The sequence below is a fragment of the Streptomyces sp. NPDC026062 genome, from assembly GCF_055568375.1.
In genome coordinates this window covers 354,201-374,078 of the sequence record NZ_JBVHOQ010000001.1, presented here as the reverse complement: position 1 = coordinate 374,078, position 19,878 = coordinate 354,201, and the positions used below count along the sequence as shown (strand labels likewise).

At 70.8% G+C, this 19,878-nt stretch carries 13 protein-coding genes; 7 read left to right on the top strand and 6 right to left on the bottom strand.

All coding sequences use genetic code 11. From position 1 onward, the window contains the following. Positions 1-265 precede the first annotated feature (265 nt). Complete coding sequence (locus ACZ4LX_RS01565; protein ID WP_467636737.1) at positions 266-1,543, top strand: ricin-type beta-trefoil lectin domain protein; 1,278 nt, start codon at positions 266-268, stop codon at positions 1,541-1,543. Positions 1,544-1,787: 244 nt separating this feature from the next. On the opposite strand, the gene ACZ4LX_RS01560 is transcribed toward ACZ4LX_RS01565, so the two are convergent. Next, the gene (locus ACZ4LX_RS01560) at positions 1,788-4,655 is read right to left on the bottom strand and encodes a DUF7507 domain-containing protein (RefSeq protein ID WP_467636907.1); all 2,868 of its coding nucleotides are present in this window, start codon (positions 4,653-4,655) and stop codon (positions 1,788-1,790) included. Positions 4,656-5,446: 791 nt separating this feature from the next. Between ACZ4LX_RS01560 and ACZ4LX_RS01555 the strand changes: the two genes are divergently transcribed. The 3 genes from ACZ4LX_RS01555 to ACZ4LX_RS01545 all read left to right on the top strand — a co-directional run bounded on the left by ACZ4LX_RS01555 (position 5,447) and on the right by ACZ4LX_RS01545 (position 9,822). Further along, the gene (locus tag ACZ4LX_RS01555; RefSeq protein WP_467636734.1) at positions 5,447-7,342 is read left to right on the top strand and encodes a gamma-glutamyltransferase family protein; all 1,896 of its coding nucleotides are present in this window, start codon (positions 5,447-5,449) and stop codon (positions 7,340-7,342) included. Between the two features lie 74 nt (positions 7,343-7,416). Beyond that, positions 7,417-8,244: an inositol monophosphatase family protein gene (locus ACZ4LX_RS01550; RefSeq protein WP_467636730.1), complete on the top strand. Its 828-nt coding sequence runs from the start codon at positions 7,417-7,419 to the stop codon at positions 8,242-8,244. A 144-nt stretch (positions 8,245-8,388) separates the two neighbouring features. Further along, complete coding sequence (locus tag ACZ4LX_RS01545) at positions 8,389-9,822, top strand: phytoene desaturase family protein (protein WP_467636725.1); 1,434 nt, start codon at positions 8,389-8,391, stop codon at positions 9,820-9,822. A gap of 76 nt (positions 9,823-9,898) precedes the next feature. Here ACZ4LX_RS01545 and ACZ4LX_RS01540 read toward each other — a convergent pair whose 3' ends face one another. Genes ACZ4LX_RS01540 through ACZ4LX_RS01530 form a run of 3 tightly spaced genes read right to left on the bottom strand, consistent with a single transcriptional unit; the run spans position 9,899 to position 13,181 of the window. Beyond that, positions 9,899-11,233: an ABC transporter substrate-binding protein gene (locus ACZ4LX_RS01540; RefSeq protein ID WP_467636722.1), complete on the bottom strand. Its 1,335-nt coding sequence runs from the start codon at positions 11,231-11,233 to the stop codon at positions 9,899-9,901. A gap of 55 nt (positions 11,234-11,288) precedes the next feature. Continuing rightward, positions 11,289-12,251 (bottom strand): carbohydrate ABC transporter permease, encoded by a 963-nt coding sequence (locus ACZ4LX_RS01535; protein WP_467636718.1) that lies wholly within the window; start codon positions 12,249-12,251, stop codon positions 11,289-11,291. Between the two features lie 3 nt (positions 12,252-12,254). Continuing rightward, positions 12,255-13,181 carry a carbohydrate ABC transporter permease gene (locus tag ACZ4LX_RS01530; RefSeq protein ID WP_467636714.1) on the bottom strand — a complete coding sequence of 309 codons (927 nt, stop codon included), beginning with the start codon at positions 13,179-13,181 and terminating at the stop codon, positions 12,255-12,257. A 168-nt stretch (positions 13,182-13,349) separates the two neighbouring features. Between ACZ4LX_RS01530 and ACZ4LX_RS01525 the strand changes: the two genes are divergently transcribed. Beyond that, positions 13,350-14,441 carry a LacI family DNA-binding transcriptional regulator gene (locus ACZ4LX_RS01525; protein ID WP_467721038.1) on the top strand — a complete coding sequence of 364 codons (1,092 nt, stop codon included), beginning with the start codon at positions 13,350-13,352 and terminating at the stop codon, positions 14,439-14,441. A gap of 235 nt (positions 14,442-14,676) precedes the next feature. Here the strand turns inward: ACZ4LX_RS01525 and ACZ4LX_RS01520 are convergent, their stop codons facing one another. After that, a complete protein-coding gene (locus tag ACZ4LX_RS01520) occupies positions 14,677-16,428 on the bottom strand; it encodes a glycoside hydrolase family 35 protein (RefSeq protein WP_467636711.1) in 1,752 nt (583 codons plus the stop codon). Positions 16,429-16,724: 296 nt separating this feature from the next. Between ACZ4LX_RS01520 and ACZ4LX_RS01515 the strand changes: the two genes are divergently transcribed. Continuing rightward, positions 16,725-17,264: an O-acetyl-ADP-ribose deacetylase gene (locus ACZ4LX_RS01515; protein WP_467636708.1), complete on the top strand. Its 540-nt coding sequence runs from the start codon at positions 16,725-16,727 to the stop codon at positions 17,262-17,264. 78 nt (positions 17,265-17,342) lie between these two features. Here ACZ4LX_RS01515 and ACZ4LX_RS01510 read toward each other — a convergent pair whose 3' ends face one another. Continuing rightward, positions 17,343-17,651, bottom strand: coding sequence for a UBP-type zinc finger domain-containing protein (locus ACZ4LX_RS01510; protein ID WP_467636705.1), 309 nt, complete (start codon positions 17,649-17,651; stop codon positions 17,343-17,345). 663 nt (positions 17,652-18,314) lie between these two features. On the opposite strand from ACZ4LX_RS01510, the gene ACZ4LX_RS01505 reads away from it, so the two are divergent. Continuing rightward, positions 18,315-19,802, top strand: coding sequence for an AlkA N-terminal domain-containing protein (locus ACZ4LX_RS01505; protein WP_467636702.1), 1,488 nt, complete (start codon positions 18,315-18,317; stop codon positions 19,800-19,802). Positions 19,803-19,878: the final 76 nt, after the last annotated feature.

Here is a 19,878-nt window from a genome sequence, read left to right as displayed (position 1 = left end):
GGGGTGTTTTCGCACCCCGGAGGCGCATCTCGGGGGGATCGGTCAGTGGTACGTACCAAGACCTTGACACCTGGTTAGTTCACTTCTTAAATCACGTAGTGAACAAAGCGGCCTCGTTGCCGCACCCCGCACGCGGTATCTCACACGGCACCCCCTGGTCGGCGCGGCTCCCGCACCCCCCGCGCCCCGTATCCGTCATATGTATGCCTGTCATATACATGGCGGATTCCCCTTCCTCCCCCCTCATACACCGGAAGGGAGAGTCATGGACTCCCCACGCCGTACGCGGCGCCTGCTGCACTCCGTACTCTCGGTCCTCACGCTTGCCCTGGTCACCACGGCCCTCGCGGGCAGCGGTGGACCGGCGGCCGCCACCCCCACGGCTGACACCGCGACCGCCGCCGCGGTCACGACGTTCTCCGACGAGTTCGACGGCTCCGCCGGCTCGGCCGTGAACGGCGCCAAGTGGCAGATCGAGACCGGCGACAACGTCAACAACCATGAGCGGCAGTACTACACGGCCGGAAACAGCAATGCCGCGCTGGACGGCCAGGGGCACCTGGTCATCACCGCGCGCAAGGAGAACCCGAACAACTACCAGTGCTGGTACGGAACCTGTCAGTACACCTCGGCCCGGCTGAACACCTCGGGGAAGTTCTCCCAGACCTACGGCCACGTCGAGGCACGGATGAAGATCCCGCGCGGCCAGGGCATGTGGCCCGCCTTCTGGATGCTCGGCGACGACATCGGACAGGTCGGCTGGCCCAACTCCGGCGAGATCGACATCATGGAGAACGTCGGATTCGAGCCCTCCACCGTCCACGGCACCCTGCACGGCCCCGGCTACTCCGGCTCCGCCGGCATCGGCGCCGGGTACACCCTCCCGAACGGGCAGGCCTTCGCCGACGACTTCCACACCTTCGCCATCGACTGGGCCCCCGACTCCGTCACCTGGTCCGTCGACGGCAACGTCTACCAGCACCGCACCCCCGCCGACACCGGAGGAAACACCTGGGCCTTCAACAAGCCCTTCTTCCTCATCCTCAACCTGGCTGTCGGCGGCTACTGGCCCGGCGACCCCGACGGCAACACCACCTTCCCCCAGCAGCTCGTCGTCGACCATGTACGCGTCACCACCAGCGACACCCAGCAGCCGGAGACGGGCGGCCGGATCACCGGCCTGGCCGGCAAGTGCGTGGACGTCGCCGCGGCGAACAGCGCCAACGGCACCCCGGTCCAGCTCTACGACTGCAACGGCAGCAGCGCCCAGAAGTGGAGCGTGAACCCCGACGGTACGATCCGGGCCCTCGGCAAGTGCCTCGACGTGGCATCGGGCGGCACGGCCGACGGCACCCTCGTACAGCTGTGGGACTGCAACGGGTCGGCGGCCCAGCGCTGGGCCGTGAGCGGGGCGCGCGACATCGTCAATCCGCAGGCGGACAAGTGCCTGGACGTCACCGGCAACAGTTCGGCCAACGGGGCCCGGCTGCAGATCTGGACCTGCACCGGAGCCGCGAACCAGAAGTGGAACGTGGGCGGTTGACGGACACGCCTCTCGCAGCCGTTCACCCGTGCCTCGGGCGGGCGTCCCGCGATCGTCCGGACACCGGCGGCGGACACCGCCGCGCAGGCGTCTCCCGGCAGTCTTCGGACTTCACGACGATGTCCGCCCGGTACCACGATCAGCGACCGCCAGGGGGCTGATCCTCCGGGTGTACCGGCCCGTGAGGCCGGGCCCGCAAGACGCGGGCCCGGCCTCGGGTGCGACGGATGGTCAGGCGGGAGCGTCACCCACGACGGCGCCGCCTGGCCCGCAGTGTGACGCCGGCGAGAAGAAGCGCGGCGCACGTGGAGAGCAGGTAGGGCAGGACGGTGTTGCCGGTCTCGGCGAGATGACCGTGGCCGGACTCATTCCCGTGACCCGGGTGTACACCGGGAGGAGTGCTCCCGGGCCGGGGCGGCGACTGGATCTTGACCTTGCTCGTGTCGGTCTCGGACTCGATCGCCGTGCCCGAATCGGTGGTCCCGGTCGCCATCGCGGTGTTGTTCACCGAGGGGTGTCGCACGTCCTCCTTCGTGACGCGATAGACGGCGGTGCAACGCACCACGGCTCCGGGCGCCAGCTCTTCAGCGGTATCGGGGCATGTGGGTTCGGGCAGGGAGCCGGTCCCGGAGAAGTCCACTTCGCGGGGACGGACCTGGTGGAGCGTGGTCTCCCCCGTGTTGGTGATCGTGAAGCCGTAGGTGATCCGCTGCCCGGCCGCAGTGACCGTCGCGGGCGAGGCGGTCTTCTTCAGGGTGAGTGAGGAGCGCACCGAGGGTACCTGGACACGGGCCGTCGCCGGACCGGAGCGCACGGCGGAGCCGTCGGGAGCCTTGCCCACGGCGGTCGCGGTGTTGATGATCTCGCCACGCCGCGCGTCGTCTTCGGTCACCCGATGGGTCGCGGTGCACGTGGTGCTGGCGCCGACGGCGAGTGTGTCCTGCGGGCAGTCGACCGTCGGTGCGGGCGAGTCCGGGAAGGCGGACTCGTCGATCGTCAGACCGGTGAGGGCGATCTGCCCCGAATTGGTGACCTCGAACGAGTAGCTCACGTCGTCACCTGCCGCGGCGAGTTGCGGACGCGCCTCCTTGTTCAGGGTGAGTCCCGCCGGCGCGACGCCCGCCAGGGCGTCCGCCGGGGGAGAGACCACGTCCTGGTCGCCCGCCCGGCCCGTCGCGGTGGCGGTGTTCTCGACGGTGCCGCGCCTCACGTCATCCGCCACGACCGTGGACGTGGCGGTGCACTCGACGCTGTCGCCGGGCGCCAGCACGTCCGCGCCCGCACCACAGCTGATGCGCGGTGCGCTGCCGGAGGCGGTGGAGGTGTCGCTCACCGCGATGCCGCGCACGGTCGTGTTGCCGTTGTTGGTCACGGTGTAGCGGTAGCGGAGTTCGCCGCCGGGGGCGCTGTAGTACGTCGGGGTGACGGACTTGACCAGGGCGAGTTGCGGTGTGTGCACGACGTCGACCTTCGCGTCGTCGGGCGCACTGGTCACCGCGGTGCCGGCGGCGGTGCCGGTGGCGTGTGCCGCGTTGGCGAGCGAGCCCTGGTCGATGTCCTTCTGGGTGAGTTCGTAGACGGCCGTGCACGTCATGGAACTGCCGGGGTGAAGTTCGCTCTGCTCGCACTTCGGCACGGGCAGGGGCCCGTGACCCGTGAAGGAGCCCTGCTCCTCCGTGGGCAGGGTGTTCGTGGTGACCAGGTTGCCCGTATTGGCGATCGTGTAGGTGTATGTGACCTTCTCGCCGGCCGCGTGCACGGTCGTCGGGGCGGCCTGCTTGGTGATGGTCAGGCGGGCCACGGGGTCGATCTTCAGTTCGGCCGAGGCGTCGTTGGACTCGACCGGAGCCCCGACGGACGAAGTGGCGTGCGCGACGGCGGTGTTGTGCAGGCCGCCCCGGTCCACATCCGCCTGCTGGACCGTATAACCGGCGCTGCACTCGGTGACTTGCCACGGCGTGAGCACGTCGTGCTCGCAGGTGACGTTGTCCAGCGTGCCGGCTCCGTCGAAGCTCCGCTCGGCGATCTTGAGGTCCTGCACCCGCGCTTCGCCGACGTTGTGGACGGTGAACCGGTACCTCACCCGGTCTCCGGCACGCACCGGTGACGAGGACGCCTCCACGGCCTTGTCGAGGTGCAGCTTGGGCACGAGGTCACGGCCGTGGTTGTCGATCCGGCACTCGATCTCCCTGTCGGTGTCCACCGGCAGCAGCCACGCGCCCTCGCCGACCTGTCGGGTCGGTACATAGGCGCCGGTCGCCGACTCGAAGCAGCCCAGGTGCACATCGTAGAACTCCAGCTCGTGGCCCGGACCGTTGTACTTGCGGTCGGTGATCAGGTACTCCTCGCCGCGGACGACGGGCCATGGCTCCGTACGGATCTCCTCGGAGGGGTCGTGGGTGTGGGTCTTCGCGTACGTCAGCTCCTGGCCGCCGGCGTCGTTCAGGGAGATCACGAATTCGTCGTCCGGGAAAGCCCGGTTCTCCACCCGTTTGATCAGCGTCACCGTCGGGACCCCCGCCTGGCGGCATCCCGCCCCGTCGTTCACCGCCTCTGTCGGCGCGGTGCCGACCTCGGTGGTCGTCACCGAACGCAGGTCGAGGCGGTGGACGACCCGGTCGCTTGAGTTGAGCGTGTAGAGGTAGCCGTTGGCGTCGCTGTACGTCGCCCCCACACCGTCGGAGGGCATCGAGAGGTGGGCGAGGGCTTCGACGCGCCTGGTCGAGGGATCCAGTCGCACGAGCCGGGCGGCGGCGTACCTTCCGGGCGCGATCCCGTACAACCCGGGCCCCTGGGGAGCCGTTTCGATGTATGCCCAGTCGGAGGGCAGCGCCGTCAGATCGTCCGGCAGCCCGAAGGACCCGCCGGACACCAGCGTCGCGCGGTCGGCCGCGAACTCCAGCTCGACATAGGCGCCCGTGACGGAGTCGGTCAGCCACAGGTGGTTGTCGTCGTCGAAGTCACCGCCGTCGTAGTCCACGTCCGCCGGCATGCCGGCGGGCAGTGCGATCGTGGTCACCCCGAGTTCGGCGTTCACGCGCACCAGTTGACGGCCCACTGTGTCGAAGCCGTAGATGAATCCGTCCGCGAGGTCGAACCCGGCGGCGTCGATGCGGTAGTCGTCGATGCGGCCGAGATCGTGCTGATTGCCGTCGGCCGGGGACAGCAGTCTGACCGGCGGCTATTGACCGGTTTCCGGGTGCTGGAACAGGACTCCGTCTGCCCGGCACGGCCACGGGGTGTCCGCCCGCGGGGCCGGAGAGGGCGCGGCCTGCGCCGGGGATCCGGCAGGCGGGAGGGCGGTGGCCATGAGCCCGGCGCACACGCCGCTCAGCAGCCACCGGCGCAGTCGATTCACAGAGAACTCCCAGAAAGCCGAGGACACGGTTCTCCGCGAATCCAACATGGGTTGCAGAAAATGCATATCATTTCGCACTGAATAGCGTTTTAATGGACTCCAATGGAGCATGGCATCGTTCGAAGACCTGTCGGCGTACGGTCCTGAATCGGACAGGGCGCGGAGGCGGTTCGGCCCCCGTACCGACAACGAAGTATTTGGCCCCGTACCGACACCGAAGCAGGGGACCGCGATCGCCGCCAGCACGTGGAACACCGAGATCCGGAAGCCGCCCTGGCCGGGCAGGTGTCATTCCTCCGCCTGCCAAGGTGGCTGAACCCTGGCCGTGGCAAGCGGCACCGAAGGACGGGTTCCACGCGCTGAGGCACACGTACACATCCCTCATGCCGGAGGCGGGGGAAGAAGGGGCGCAGGGCGATCGATAGTCTGCTGGGGGAGCGGGCGGAGGAGAGTTCCGGTCCAGTCTCCCCAAATTCTCCATAGGGCCGGATCCTGAGTACGGATTCGACCGTCCGAGGCGCGTAAACAACGAGGCGAGACCCTATATGTTCACCACCCGGCCCACCCTCCAGGGCACGTTCGGCATGGTCTCCTCCACCCACTGGCTCGCCTCACAGTCGGGGATGGCGGTCCTGGAGGACGGCGGCAACGCCTATGACGCAGCCGTCGCCGCCGGATTCGTCCTGCACGTCGTCGAACCGCACCTCAACGGCCCCGCCGGCGAGGTGCCGATGATCCTGGCGCCCCGGGACGGGAACGTCCAGGTCCTCTGCGGGCAGGGACCTGCCCCGGCGGGTGCCACGGTGGCCCACTACCGCTCGCTCGGCCTCGATCTCGTCCCCGGCACCGGACCGCTCGCCGCCGCCGTACCGGGCGCCTTCGATGCCTGGATGCTGCTGCTGCGCGACCACGGCACCAGGACCGTCGCCCAAGTGCTGCGGTACGCCATCGGCTACGCCGAGGACGGCCACGCCCCCGTCGAGCGCGTCGGTCGGACCGTCGAGACCGTGCGCGAGCTCTTCGAGACCGAGTGGCAGTCCTCCGCCGACGTCTACCTGCCAGGCGGCGACTCCCCGAAGCCGGGTGAACTGTTCCGCAACCCCGCTCTCGCGGCCACCTGGCGCCGCCTGATCGCCGAGGCCGAGGAGACCGGCGGCGACGACCGCATCGCGCAGATCGAGGCCGCCCGCGCGATCTGGCGCGAGGGCTTCATCGCCGAGGCCCTGGTCCGTCAGGCAGCCGTCCCCACCATGGACACCAGCGGCACCCGCCACACCGGCACCCTCACCGCCGCCGACCTGGCCGGCTGGTCCGCGTCGTACGAGGCCCCCGCCACCTACGACTGGAACGGCTGGACGCTCGCCAAGGCCGGCAGCTGGAGCCAGGGCCCCGCCTTCCTCCAGCAGCTCGCCCTCCTCCCCGCCGAACTGCCGAGGTACGGCTCCGCCGCGTACGTCCACCTGCTCATCGAGGGCTGCAAGCTCGCCATGGCCGACCGGGAGGCGTGGTACGGCGACGCCGCGGACGTCCCGCTCGGCACGCTGCTGTCGGAGCCGTACAACGCCGCCCGCCGCGCGCTGGTCACCGGCCAGGCCTCGTACGAGCTCCGTCCGGGCAGCCCCGACGGCCGCACCCCCGTCCTCAGCGGGCACGCCCACGCCCTCGCCGCCGGTGAGCCCGGCCTCGGCGCCATGGGCATACCGGCCGCCGGTGCCGGTGAGCCGACGGTCGCGAAGGAAGGGGCTGGAGAGCCGGAGGTCGCGAAGGAAGGCGCGGGAGAGCCGACAGCCACCGCTGACCGCACGGGCGAGCCGGCCGTCGCCCGGGACGGCGCGACCCGCGGTGACACCTGCCACCTCGACATCGTCGACCGCTGGGGCAACATGGTCTCCGCGACCCCCAGCGGCGGCTGGCTCCAGTCCAACCCGGTCGTGCCCGAGCTCGGCTTCCCGCTCGGCACCCGCCTCCAGATGGCCTGGCTGGACGAGGGCCTGCCGAACTCCCTCACCCCCGGCCGCCGCCCCCGCACCACCCTCACCCCGTCCCTCGCCCTGCGCGACGGCGTCCCGGTGATGGCGTTCGGCACGCCGGGCGGCGACCAGCAGGACCAGTGGCAGCTGCACTTCTTCCTCGCCGTGGCGCTGCGCGCCGAAGTCCGCGGCGGCCTCGACCTCCAAGGCGCCATCGACGCCCCGAACTGGCACAACGAGAGCTTCCCCGGCTCCTTCTTCCCACGCGGGATGCGACCCGGCAGTGTCACCGTGGAGGAGGGCATGGACCCGGGCGTCATCGAGGAACTGCGCCGGCGCGGCCACGACGTCACGGTCGGCGACCCCTGGTCCGAGGGCCGGATGTGCGCGGTCGCCCGCGACCCGGCGACCGGGGTGCTGTCCGCGGCGGCCAACCCCCGGGGCATGCAGGGGTACGCGGTCGGGCGCTGACCGGCCACCGGCCGGCCACGTCCCCGTCATGACCAGGTCGTCGGTGTCCGGACAGCCCGTGCTTAGCTGGAGGCATGATCGATGACTTCCTTGCCGGTGACCTGACCGAGGTCGAGGCGGCGGTCCGCGCAGCGGCCGCCGCCGAGATCATGCCGCGCCACCGGCAGCTCGCCGCACACGAGATCGTCGAGAAGAACGGTCCGCACGACCTGGTGACCACCGCGGACCGGCTCGCCGAGGAACACCTCACCAGATCCCTGAGCCGGCTCCTGCCCGGCTCGGTGGTCGTCGGTGAGGAGGCCGTGCACGCCGACCCGGAGGTGTACGAGGCGCTGGGCGGCGAGGCCCCGGTGTGGATCGTCGACCCGGTCGACGGCACCCGCCAGTTCGTCCGGGGCGAACCGGGGTTCTGCACCCTGGTCGCCCTGGCCCACCGGGGCGAGCTGCTGGCCTCCTGGACGTACGCCGCCGCTCTCGACGAGATGGCCGTGGCCGTACGCGGCCGGGGGGCCACGCTCAACGGCGCTCCGATACGCTCCGGCTCGCCCGCGCCCGACGCCGTACTGCGGGTGGCCATGTCCCACCCCGACTACACCACCGACGCACAGAAGCACGCCCTGCTGGGCCTGCGCACCGAAGGCATCGACGCCCGCCCCTGCGGCTCGGCGGGCCTCGAATACCTCGGCATCGCCCGGGGCGACCTGGACGCGCTCGCCTTCAACTGGGAGTACGCCTGGGACCACGCGGCCGGGCTCCTCCTGGTCACGGAGGCGGGCGGCGCCCAGGCCACGCTGTCCGGGACGCCGTTCCGTATCACCGGCGGCAACGACCTGCCCTTCACCGCTGCCCGGGACCGCGCGACGGCCGAACGCATCCTGGCCGCGCTGCGCGCCGGGGCGTGAGCGGGCGGGATTCCGCGAGGGTGTGAGCGCTGCCGCGCGGGGGTCCCGGTACGGGCCGGACGGAGACCCCTACCCGCGCCCGGACTGTCAGCGCCTGCGAATATCCTGGGTGCTCAGACCGTCGGCTGACAAAGGAGTCCGAAGGTGCCGTCGATGCTCGATGCCGTCGTCGTGGGGGCGGGACCCAACGGACTGACCGCCGCAGTTGAACTGGCCCGCCGTGGCTTCGCCGTGGAGGTCTTCGAAGCCGAGCCGACCGTCGGCGGCGGAGCCCGTACCGAAGAACTGACGCTGCCGGGCTTCCGGCACGACCCCTGCTCGGCGGTCCACCCGCTGGGCATCGGCTCGCCCGCCTTCGGTGACATGCCGCTCGCCCGGCACGGGCTGGAGTGGCTTCAGCCGCAACTGGCCCTGGCCCACCCGTTCCCGGACGGCACCGCCGCCGTGCTGGCCACCTCGGTGGGGGAGACGGCCATGGCGCTCGGGCCGAGGGACGCGGGAGCGTACCGGCGGCTCGTCGCGCCGTACCTCGGCCACTGGGACACCCTTGCCCAGGACTTCCTGCGCACCCCGTGGGACGGCCTGCCCCGTGACCCGTACCGATGGGTGCGCTTCGGGCTCGACGCGCTCCAGCCCGCCACGCTCATGTCCCGCCGCTTCAGTGATGAGAAGGCGCGCGGCCTCTTCGCCGGACTGGCCGCCCACGCCATAGCTCCCACCAGCGGCATCGCCACCGGCGGCATCGCCCTGCTCTTCGCGCTCGCCGCGCACGAGAAGGGCTGGCCGGTGCCGCGCGGCGGCTCCCAGGCCATCTCCGACGCCCTCGCCTCGTATCTGAGGGAGCAGGGCGGTGTCATCCGTACCGGTACGGAGGTCAAGCGGCTGGACGAACTGCCGCCTGCCCGCGCCTACATTTTCGACACCTCGCCCACCGCGCTGGCCAGGATCGCGGGTCTGGGCAACTCCTACCGGGGCTACCGCTACGGCGCGTCCTGCTTCAAGATCGACTATGCCCTGTCGGGCCCCGTCCCCTGGACCGCCGAGGAGGCCCGCAGGGCCGGCACGGTCCACATCGGTCCGACGGCCGGCGAGATCGACTCCGCCCTGCGTGCCGCCGTGACCGGCCGTGACCCGGAGGTGCCGTTCCTGATCACCGCCCAGCCCAGCCTCACCGACCCGTCCCGGGCCCCCGAGGGCAAGCAGGTCTTCTGGGCGTACGGGCATGTCCCGGCCGGCTGGGAGGGAGACGCCACCGAGGTCATCGAACGGCAACTGGAGCGGTTCGCCCCCGGTTTCCGCGACCTCGTGCTCGCCCGTGCCGTGACCGGCCCGCCCCAGCTCGCCGTGCGCAACGCCAACTACGTGGACGGGGACATCGCGTGCGGTGCCTACTCCGGGTTCCAGACCGTGATCCGGCCCAAGCTCGCCCGGGTGCCGTACGCGACCGCGCACCCGTCGGTCTACATCTGCTCGTCGGCGACCCCGCCCGGCCCCGGAGTGCACGGCATGTCGGGCCACCACGCGGCGAAGGCGGTATGGCGCAGGCTGCGGGAGACGGGGCCGTCCGGCGGCCGGTGAGGGCCGCCCCTCGGGCCGTGTACGGCGCCGGCTGTGCGGGAGACCGTCCCGCACAGCCGTATCCGTGGCCCGCGGACTACTTGTTGACGGTGAAGCCCTGATCGGTGCCGTACTTGACGCTGGACCGCTGCCAGGCGTCCAGGCTCTGCGACAGAGGTGTCGAGGAGACGTACGACTTGCCCACGGTGTCGTTGAACACGGAGTTCGCGTACACCTGGTACGGCAGGTACGACCAGCCGGTGCCCACGTCGCGGGCGGAGGCGGCGAAGACCTTGTTGGCCTGCTGGCCACCGAAGTAGGGGAACCGGGTCTCCAGGAACGCCTTCGAGTCCAGGTCCGCGCGGGTGGCGGGGAAGGCGCCCTCGGCGACGCGGGCCGAGGCGCCGGCACCCGTGGTGGCGTACTCGGTGAAGGCATAGGCCAGTTCCTTGTTCTTGGCGGCCTTCGGCACGGCGAGTGAGCTGCCGCCGTTCTCGGCGCTCACCGTTTCGCCCTTGGTCCACTGCGGGAGCGGGGCCACCCGCCAGTCACCGGAGGCGGAGGCGACGCCAGACGTGAAGTTGGCGGGCATCCAGGCACCGATGGACAGCGTGGCGATGCTCCCGTCGGCCAGGCCCTTGTACCACTCGTCGCTCCAGGAACTGATGGGCGCGACCAGGTCCTCGTCCAGCAGCTTCTGCCAGGTGCGGGTGTACGTCGTGGTGCCGGCGTCCTTGAAGTCGATGGTGACGTCGGTGCCCTCGGCCTTGTAGGGGCGGCCACCCGCCTGCCAGATGAGGCTGGTGGTGGCACCTGCGTCACCGGTGTCGTTGGTGATGAAGAGCTTGGGATCGGCCTTGTGCAGGGCGCGCGCTGCCTCGACGTACTCGTCCCAGGTGGTGGGGATCTCGATGTGGTGCTTGTCGAAGACCTTCTTGTTGTAGAACAGCGCCATCGGGCCGGAGTCCATGGGCAGCGCGTACACGGCCTTGTCGTACTTCACCGCGTTCCAGGGGCCGGTGGTGAAGGTCTTGTCCTGCGTGGCCGCGCCGTATCCGGCCAGGTCCTCCACGGACTTGCCGATCGCGAACTGACCGAGGGCGTAGTACTCGATCTGCGCCACGTCGGGGGCGCCCGAGCCGGCGGCGATGGCGTTCTGCAGGGCGGTGTACTGCTTGTCCCCGGTACCCGCGTTGACGAGTTCGACATCCACCTTCGGGTACTTCTTCTCGAAGTCGGCGGCCACCTTCTTGAGAGTGGGCTCCCAGGCCCACACCGTTATTCTGCCGCCCTTCGCCAGCGCCGACTCGACGTCTTTCGCACCGCCGCCGTCGTCGGCCGGGTCGGAGGAACCGCAGGCGGTCGCGCCCAGGGTGATGGCGCAGAGCGCGGTGACGGCGGCGAGCAGCCGGCGAGTGGTGTGTGTCCTCATGCGTGGGGCTCCTGGTCGTGTGTTCGGGGAAGAGAGGGCGCGAGTGGGGACGGAGTCACTCCTTGACGCTGCCCGCGGCCAGGCCGGACTGCCAGTACCGCTGGAGCAGGAGGAAGATCACGACGATCGGCACGATCGTGAGCAGGGAGCCGGTGATGATGAGGTCGAAGACGGCCTCGCCGCCCGCCGTCTGGGCCTGGGCGTTCCAGGCGTTGAGCCCGAGAGTGAGCGGGTACCAGTCCGGGTCCTTGATCATGATCAGCGGCAGGAAGTAGTTGTTCCAGGTCGCGACCATGGAGAAGAGCAGCACGGTGACCGTTCCCGGCATGAGCAGAGGCAGCGCGATACGGAAGAAGGTGCGCAGTTCGCCGGAGCCATCCACACGGGCCGCTTCGAGGAGTTCGGCGGGCACCGCCTCGCGGGCGAACACCCACATCAGGTAGAGCCCGAAGGGGGAGATGAGGGAGGGGATGATGACGGCCCATGGAGTGTTCGTCAGCCCCATGTTGCTGAACATCAGGAACGTCGGCACCGCGAGGGCGGTGCCCGGCACGGCCACGGCTCCGATGACGACCGCGAACACGGCCCGGCGCCCGGGGAAGTCGTATGTGGCCAGTGCGTATCCACCCAGCACGGCCAGGACGGTGGCGCCGCCCGCGCCGGCGGCGACGTACAGCAGGGTGTTCAGCAGCCAGCGGACGAAGACGCCGTCGTCGTAGGCCAGCGTGCGGGTGATGTTGTCCCAGAGGCTGAAGTCGTCGCCGAACCACAGGCCGGAGGAGCCGAGCAGGCCCTTCTGGTCCTTGGTCGAGTTGATGACCAGCCAGGCGAGCGGAAGCAGTGTGTATACGAGGACCAGTCCGGTCAGCAGGGTCAGCGGGATGCTGCGGCGGGGGTTGAGCGGGGTGTGGGGGCGGTGGCGGAGCCGTGCGACGGGGCGCCCGGAGGGGCCCGGGGTCCGGGCGGTGCCGGAGGGCCCCGCGTCGTTGGAGGTGACGCCGGCGAGGTTCGTGGTCATGGCTCAGGCCTTCCGCATGCCGCGCAGCTGGACGGTGTAGGCGATGATCGCGGTGATGACACCCATCACGATGGCCACCGTTGCCGCGTAGTTGTGCTGCTGGCCGGAGAAGGACAGCGAGTAGGTGTAGAGGTTGGGCGTGAAGTCGCTCGTGATCGCGTTCGGGGCGAGCTTCTGGAGGATGCTCGGCTCGTTGAAGAGCTGGAAGCTGCCGATGACCGAGAAGATCGTCGCGATGACCAGGGCGCCGCGGATGGCCGGCAGCTTGACGGCGGTCACCACCCGCCACTCTCCGGCGCCGTCGATCGCCGCGGCCTCGTAGAGCGAGCGCGGCACGACTTTCAGCGCGGAGTAGAAGATCAGCATGTTGTACCCGACGAACTCCCAGGTCACGATGTTGCCGATGGAGGCGAGCACCAGTGAGGGGGAGAGCGGGTCGGGGAGGGTGACGCCGAAGGCGTCGTTGATGTTGCCGACCAGGCCGAACCGGGTGCCGTAGATGAAGCCCCACATCAGGCTGGCGACGACGGCGGGGACCGCGTAGGGCAGAAAGACCGAGATCCGGAAGAAGGCCTTGCCGTACAGCCGCCCGCTGTCGATGGCCAGCGCGACCAGCAGCGCGATGCCCAGCATGACCGGCACCTGCACGGCCAGGAACAGTCCGACCCTGGCCAGTCCCTCCCAGAACTGCGGATCGGTCAGCGCCTGGCGGTAGTTGTCCATGCCGACGAAGGAGTTCCCGCCGATGAGGCGGTCGCGGAAGAAGCTGAGGTAGAGCGCGTAGCCGATCGGTGCCAGGAAGACGAGGCCGAAGACCGCGACGAACGGCCCGGCGAATCCCCACCCGGCGATGGCCTGCTTGCGGAGGCGGAAGCGCGCTCGTGGGCGGGGCGGTGGTAGTGCCTTCGCCGGAGTCGGCAGGAGCGTCATGACTGGTTTCCTTGTGTCGGTGACCGACCGGTCTGTGTGGCGGAGACGAGGGCCTTCGGGCCGGAAGCGGCCGGATCAGGCAGTGTCCGACGAGAAATGTTTACGTAATCATCGGTAGCGTGATGGTGACACTCCCGGTGGGGGTCGTCAAGCATGGAGTGAGAGTCGATGGAAGGAAGAACGGTGACGGAGAAGGACGCGGCCGCACGCGCGAAGACGGCCGACGGCGCCGGCCCGCGTGCGGTGAAAGGCAGGCGGCCCCGTGTGTCGATGGCCGACGTCGCCCGGGTCGCGGGCGTCTCGTCGCAGACGGTCTCCCGGGTGTCCAACGGGGACCCGGCCGTCATCGAGCGGACCCGGCAGAAGGTGCGGGACGCCATGAAGGAACTCGGCTACCGGCCCAACAGCGCCGCCCGCGCACTCAAACGCGGTGAGTTCAGGACCATCGGCGTCATCACCATGAGCCTCTCCACCACGGGCAATGTGCGGACCCTCGAAGCCATCGCCAAATTCGCCTCACGGGCGGGGTACGCGGTCACACTGATCCCCATCGACGCCCCGACGCAGGACAACGTCAGAGGCGCCTTCACGCGGCTCGACGAGCTCGCGGTCGACGCGGTGGTGCTGATCATGGAAGTGCACCTGCTCGACACGGCGTTGCTGACCCTGCCGCCCCATGTGACGGTCGTCGTCGTGGACTCCGACGCCGGTGACCGGTTCCATGTGGTGGACACCGACCAGCATCAGGGTGCCCGCACGGCGGTGCGTCATCTGCTCGGACTCGGGCACCACACGGTCTGGCACCTGGCCGGCCCGGAGGAGTCGTTCGCGGCGGGCCGCCGGGCGGCCGCCTGGGAGGCGGCGCTGCGTGAGGAGGGGCGGGCGGTGCCACCTCCGCTGCGGGGCGACTGGGCCGCCGAATCCGGTTACCGGGCGGGCCTCCGGCTGGCGGACGAGCCCGACTGCACGGCGGTGTTCGTGGCGAACGACCAGATGGCGCTCGGTGTGCTGAGGGCGTTCCACGAGCGCGGCAGACGCGTCCCCGGGGACATCAGCGTCGTGGGCTTCGACGACATCGCCGAAAGCTCCTCCTTCATCCCGCCGCTGACCACGGTCCATCAGGACTTCGCCCGCGTGGGGGAGTTGTGTGTGGACGCCATCCTGAGGGAGCTGGGAGGCGAGGCCGTCGAGGGCGGTACGACGCTCGTGCCCACCCGCCTCGTCGCGCGCGCGAGCACGGCTCCGCGACGCGGCGCCTGAGGTTCCCGGCTGCGGGCCGCCCGGGAGGGCTGTCCGCGGGGACGCCCCGGCCGGGACCGCCGACGACCGGAGCCTCCGCCGGGATTCCTGGCCGGCATGGGGAGGCACGTCCCGGCTCCGCCCAGGCGTGCGTGGTCGCGCACACCGGACGGCTCCCCACGGCCGGCCGGCGGTCGGGGGACAGGTGTGCCCGGCCGTGGGGTGCGGGATCAGGCGTAGTGGCGGCGACGCCGCCCTACTCCTCGGTGGGGCCGAGATCGTGGGTCTCCCGGAAGGCGACGGTACGGGTGCGGTGGGGTGCGTGCAGTTCGAGCACCACGATCTCGTTGGTGCCCCCGTGGAGGACCGGTGCGGGTACGTACAGGGACCGCTGGGGCCCGCGGGACCAGTAGCGGCCCAGGGCGAAGCCGTTGATCCAGGCGTTGCCCTTGGTCCAGCCGTCGAGGTGGAGGAAGGTGTCCGCCGTTCCGGCGAGTTCGAACGTGCCCCGGTGGAAGGCCGGACCGATCGGTGCGGCGGTGGTTTCGGAGAAGTCCGGAGCCTCGGGCGACTCCATCGGCAGCGGCCGGTTGGTCCAGCCGGTGAGCTCCGTGCCGTTGAGCCTGACCGGGCCGGGGAGCCCCTTGCGGTCGTGGATGCCGGGCCCGTAGTTGACCCGGCCCTGGTTCTCGACGAGCAGGCTGAGGACGCAGCCGGCCCGGGGCACGGTGAAGGTGAGTGCGTGCTCGTGGTTCTCCCGCTCCAGAACCCCGACGGGCTGGCCGTCGAGGAAGATCTGGGCACGGTCGCGGACCTGTTCCAGTTCGAGCAGGGCCGGCCCGGCGGCCGGCAGAGCCGTTTCGTAGAGGACGAACCCGAAGGCCTGGCCCAGCTGTTCCATCGTCAGCGGATTCGAGGACCCGACGGCCTCACCGAGCAGCGGGGCGCTCACCAGCAGCCCGGCGCTCTCGGTCAACGCGACTGCCTCCAGGGTGAGTTTGTCGGCGCGTGGGGGAACGGGTTCGGCGGGGACCGGCGCGTACTTGGCGATGACCTCGCGGAAGGCGGTGAACTTCTCGGTGGGATCACCGGCTTCGTCGAGGGGTGCGTCGTAGTCGTAGGAGGTGACGGTCGGCCGGTAGGTGTGTTTGTCGTTCGCGCCGTTGGTGAAGCCGAAGTTCGTCCCGCCATGGAACATGTAGAGGTTGACCGACGCCCCGGCCGCCAGCGCCTCGTCCAGCTCCTGTGCCGCCTCCACCGGTTCGCGGACCACATGGTGACCGCCCCAGCGGTCGAACCAGCCGATCCAGAACTCCGTGGACAGCAGCGGTCCGGCCGGCCGGTGCGCGCGCAGGGACGCGAGGTTCCGGGCGGAGCCGCTGCCGAAGTTGGCCGTCGCGAGGACACCGGGCAATCCGCCGCGCTCCAGGTCGGCGGGCTGGTCGCAGGTGAACAGCGGAACGTCGACCCCGCACCGGCGGAGCGAACCGGCGAGGTGTTCCAGGTAGGCGGTGTCGTCGCCGAATGCCCCGTACTCGTTCTCCACCTGCACGGCGAGCACCGGGCCGCCCTGTGTGGAGAGGTAGGGCCGGAGCGGGGTGAGGAGCCGGGTGAAGTAGTCGTCGACGGCCGAGAGATAGCGGGGGTCGCGGGTGCGCAGGCGGATGCCGGGCTCGGCGAGGAGCCAGGAGGGCAGGCCCCCGCCCTCCCATTCCGCGCAGATGTAGGGGCCGGGGCGGAGCAGCACGTGCAGTCCCTCGGCTGCGGCGAGGCCGAGGAAGGCGGGCAGGTCGAGTCCGCCGTCCATGTCGAACCGGTCCGACCTCGGCTGGTGGAGGTTCCAGGGGACGTACGTCTCGATGGTGTTGAGGCCCATGAGGCGTGCCTTGTGGAGGCGGTCGGCCCACTGCGCGGGATGGACCCGGAAGTAGTGCAGCCCGCCGGACACGAGCCGGAAGGGTTCGCCGTCGAGCCGGAATCCGTCGTCGTCGATCTGAAGAACGGACATGTACTGCTGCTCCTGTGCTCAGGGGGTGTGCGGTGGTCCGGGCGCGCGTCGGCGGGAGCACCAGTCCATATGTTTGCGTAAACATGAGAAGGATGGCAACCCCTCGCCGGGAGTGACGGAGCGCGGGCGGCCGACGGGGGTCCGCCGCCGACCGCGCGCTGCGGACTGCTGACCTCGCCGCTGAGCTCGCTGCGAACCTCGCCGTGGACCCGGCCGGCGGTCGTCGGCCCGGTGCGCTCGGTCCGGTGCGCTCGGTCCACTGCACGCGCGTCCGCCCGTACCGGCATGATGGCCCCATGCGTACACCGTCCGCCGTCACCGTCATTCTTGTACGGGGCGACATCACCCAGCAGTCCGTCGACGTCGTCGTCAACGCCGCGAACTCCTCGCTGCTCGGTGGCGGCGGGGTCGACGGCGCGGTCCATCGGCGCGGCGGACCCGAAATCCTTTCAGCCTGCCGGGAGTTGCGTGCTTCGCAGTACGGCAAGGGGCTGCGTACGGGCCAAGCCGTCGCCACCACGGCCGGGAAGCTCGACGCCCGCTGGGTGGTGCACACGGTCGGCCCGGTCTGGAGCAGCGCCGAGGACCGCTCGGGGCTGCTGGAATCCTGCTACCGCGAAGCCCTGCGCGTCGCCGCGGACCTGGGGGCGCGGACCGTCGCGTTCCCTGCGATCTCCACCGGCATCTACGGCTGGCCGATGGACGACGGCGCGCGCATCGCCGTCCGTACCGTACTGGCGGAGGCCGCCGCGCCCGTCGAGGAGGTGCGGTTCGTACTCTTCGACGCGCACGCGTACGTGGAGTTCGAAGAGGCGCTGGCGGCGGCGCGGGCGTGAGGGCGAAGGCCTGACCGCCGGGGCCGTGGGCGGACCGGCCGGCCGGTAGCGCCGACGCCCGGGTCCGGAGACTCGCGCTCAGGCCGTCCGGGCGGGACCTACGCCTTCGACGTCGAACGTCACCTGGTCCTCGTAACACCACCACCAGGTCTCGCCCGGTTCGTAGGAGCGGATGAGGGGGTGCCCCGTGGACTCGCGGTGCGCGGTGGCGTGCTGGTTGCGGGACGAGTCGCAGCAGCCGACCTGGCCGCAGCTCTGACACTCACGCAGATGCACCCAGGTGTCTCCCTGCGCGACGCACTGCGGGCACGAGTCGGGGCTGTCCGGGGTGACGCGCCTGACCTGGTCCAGGTGTGAACAGATCGGCGCGGACGAACTGTCCGTCATACCGCTTCTCCCTTACGTTTCGACCGGCGCCGCTCCCACGCTCAGACGTTCCCGTACGGCGTGGGACCGGGCCGTCGTCGAGCGGACGCGGCAGGGGCCGCCGACCGCGCGGGACGACAGGTGCCGGGGCCGCCCGTGGGGGCTTCGGAGCTTCCTCAAGCCTCTCACCGCGGTGTCGCCTGTCAACTCATGACCAAGCGCGGTCGGTGCGGGGGCCCGGGGCCGGTCGTGATCCGCTGTTCCCCGGCCCGGCCTGCGGACGGGATCTGGTCGACGCCGCCACGAGCAGGCAGGAGCTCATCGCGGCACAGGGCGCAGTGCGCGATGCGCACGACCGTTTCGTCGATGCCGCCGCCGCGTACTTCGCCACCGCCTCCCGACCGCGCTTGCCGGGCGTGAGCGATGCCCCGGGGCCGGGGCGATGCTCCGGTGGTGCGAGGATCGGCACGAGCGGGGATGTGAGTAGGGCCCCGGTGGTGCGAGGATCGGCGTGAGCGGGGATGTGAGTAGGGCCCCGGTGGTGCGAGGAACGGCGTGAGCGGGGATGTGAGTAGGGCCCCGGTGGTGCGAGGAACGGCGTGAGCGGGGACGTGCCCCGGTGGCGCGAGGCTGATGTCGGATTCTCGCCAGCGGCAGGTCCGGACCGTGCCCCATGCTTGAACCATGCACACCGACACCGATCGCTGCGTGCGGGCCGTCCGGTCCAGGGACTCCCGGTTCGACGGCTGGTTCTTCACGGCGGTCCTGACCACCCGGATCTACTGCCGGCCGAGCTGCCCCGTCGTGCCGCCCAAGGTCGAGAACATGACGTTCTACCCGAGCGCGGCCGCCTGCCAGCAGGCCGGGTTCCGGGCCTGCAAGCGGTGCCGTCCCGACACGAGCCCCGGATCGCCCGAGTGGAACGCGCGCGCCGACTCCGTGGCCCGCGCGATGCGCCTCATCCGGGACGGGGTCGTCGACCGGGAGGGCGTCCCGGGACTGGCCGCCCGTCTCGGGTACTCGGCCCGGCAGATCGAACGGCAGCTGCTCGCGGAGCTGGGTGCGGGGCCGCTGGCGCTGGCCCGGGCGCAGCGGGCGCAGACCGCACGGGTGCTGATCGAGACGACCGGGCTGCCCATGGCCGAGGTGGCCTTCGCGGCCGGGTTCTCCTCGATCCGTACCTTCAACGACACCGTCCGTGAAGTGTTCGCCCTCGCGCCGGGAGAGCTGCGGAGCCGCGCGGCCCGGTCGGCACGGCCGCCGGCCACCCCCGGGGTGATAGCGCTGAGGCTCCCGTACCGTGCTCCGCTCAACCCCAGCAACCTCTTCGGGCACCTTGCCGCGACGGCCGTCCCGGGCGTCGAGGAATGGCGCGAAGGGGCCTACCGCCGCACGCTCGGCCTTCCCCACGGGCACGGAATCGTCGCCCTCACCCCGCACCCCGACCACATCGCCTGCCGGCTCTCGCTCACCGACCCCCGCGATCTCACCCTGGCCATCAGCCGGTGCCGCTGGCTGCTGGACCTGGACGCCGACCCGGTCGCCGTCGACGACCAGCTGCGCTCCGACCCTCTGCTGGCCCCGCTGGTCGACGAGGCGCCGGGCCGCCGGGTGCCGAGGACCGTCGACGGTGCCGAGTTCGCGGTCCGCGCCGTGCTCGGCCAGCAGGTGTCCACCGCCGCCGCCCGGACCCACGCGGCCCGGCTGGTCACCGCTCACGGCACTCCCGTCGACGACTCCGAGGGCGGCCTCACCCATCTCTTCCCGGCGCCGGAGGCGCTGGCCGGCCTCGATCCCGAGCAGCTCGCGCTGCCCCGCAGCCGCCGCCGCACCCTCACCACGCTGGTCGGCGCCCTGGCGGACGGCTCGCTGCACCTGGGCACGGACACCGACTGGGAGAAGACGCGGGCCGAACTGAACACACTGCCCGGATTCGGCCCCTGGACCGTCGAGGTCATCGCCATGCGGGCGCTCGGCGACCCGGACGCCTTCCTGCCGACGGACCTCGGCATCCGGCGGTCCGCCCAGCAGCTCGGCCTCCCCTCGACACCGGCCGCGCTCACCGCACGAGCGGCCGGCTGGCGGCCCTGGCGGGCCTACGCCGTGCAGTATCTGTGGACCGTCGACGACCACCCCATCAACCACCTTCCCGCGCAAGGACGTTCCTCGTGACCACGCCACGCACCGCCACCGCGTCACACACCGCCACAACATCACGCACGGCTACGACGCCACGCCCTGCCACGAC

Coding starts and splice junctions, on each gene's coding strand:
- ACZ4LX_RS01565 (WP_467636737.1), top strand. CDS start 266: ATGGACTCCCCACGCCGTACGCGGCGCCTGCTGCACTCCGTACTCTCG.
- ACZ4LX_RS01555 (WP_467636734.1), top strand. CDS start 5,447: ATGTTCACCACCCGGCCCACCCTCCAGGGCACGTTCGGCATGGTCTCC.
- ACZ4LX_RS01550 (WP_467636730.1), top strand. CDS start 7,417: ATGATCGATGACTTCCTTGCCGGTGACCTGACCGAGGTCGAGGCGGCG.
- ACZ4LX_RS01540 (WP_467636722.1), bottom strand. CDS start 11,233: ATGAGGACACACACCACTCGCCGGCTGCTCGCCGCCGTCACCGCGCTC.
- ACZ4LX_RS01535 (WP_467636718.1), bottom strand. CDS start 12,251: ATGACCACGAACCTCGCCGGCGTCACCTCCAACGACGCGGGGCCCTCC.
- ACZ4LX_RS01530 (WP_467636714.1), bottom strand. CDS start 13,181: ATGACGCTCCTGCCGACTCCGGCGAAGGCACTACCACCGCCCCGCCCA.
- ACZ4LX_RS01525 (WP_467721038.1), top strand. CDS start 13,350: ATGGAAGGAAGAACGGTGACGGAGAAGGACGCGGCCGCACGCGCGAAG.
- ACZ4LX_RS01520 (WP_467636711.1), bottom strand. CDS start 16,428: ATGTCCGTTCTTCAGATCGACGACGACGGATTCCGGCTCGACGGCGAA.
- ACZ4LX_RS01515 (WP_467636708.1), top strand. CDS start 16,725: ATGCGTACACCGTCCGCCGTCACCGTCATTCTTGTACGGGGCGACATC.
- ACZ4LX_RS01510 (WP_467636705.1), bottom strand. CDS start 17,651: ATGACGGACAGTTCGTCCGCGCCGATCTGTTCACACCTGGACCAGGTC.
- ACZ4LX_RS01505 (WP_467636702.1), top strand. CDS start 18,315: ATGCACACCGACACCGATCGCTGCGTGCGGGCCGTCCGGTCCAGGGAC.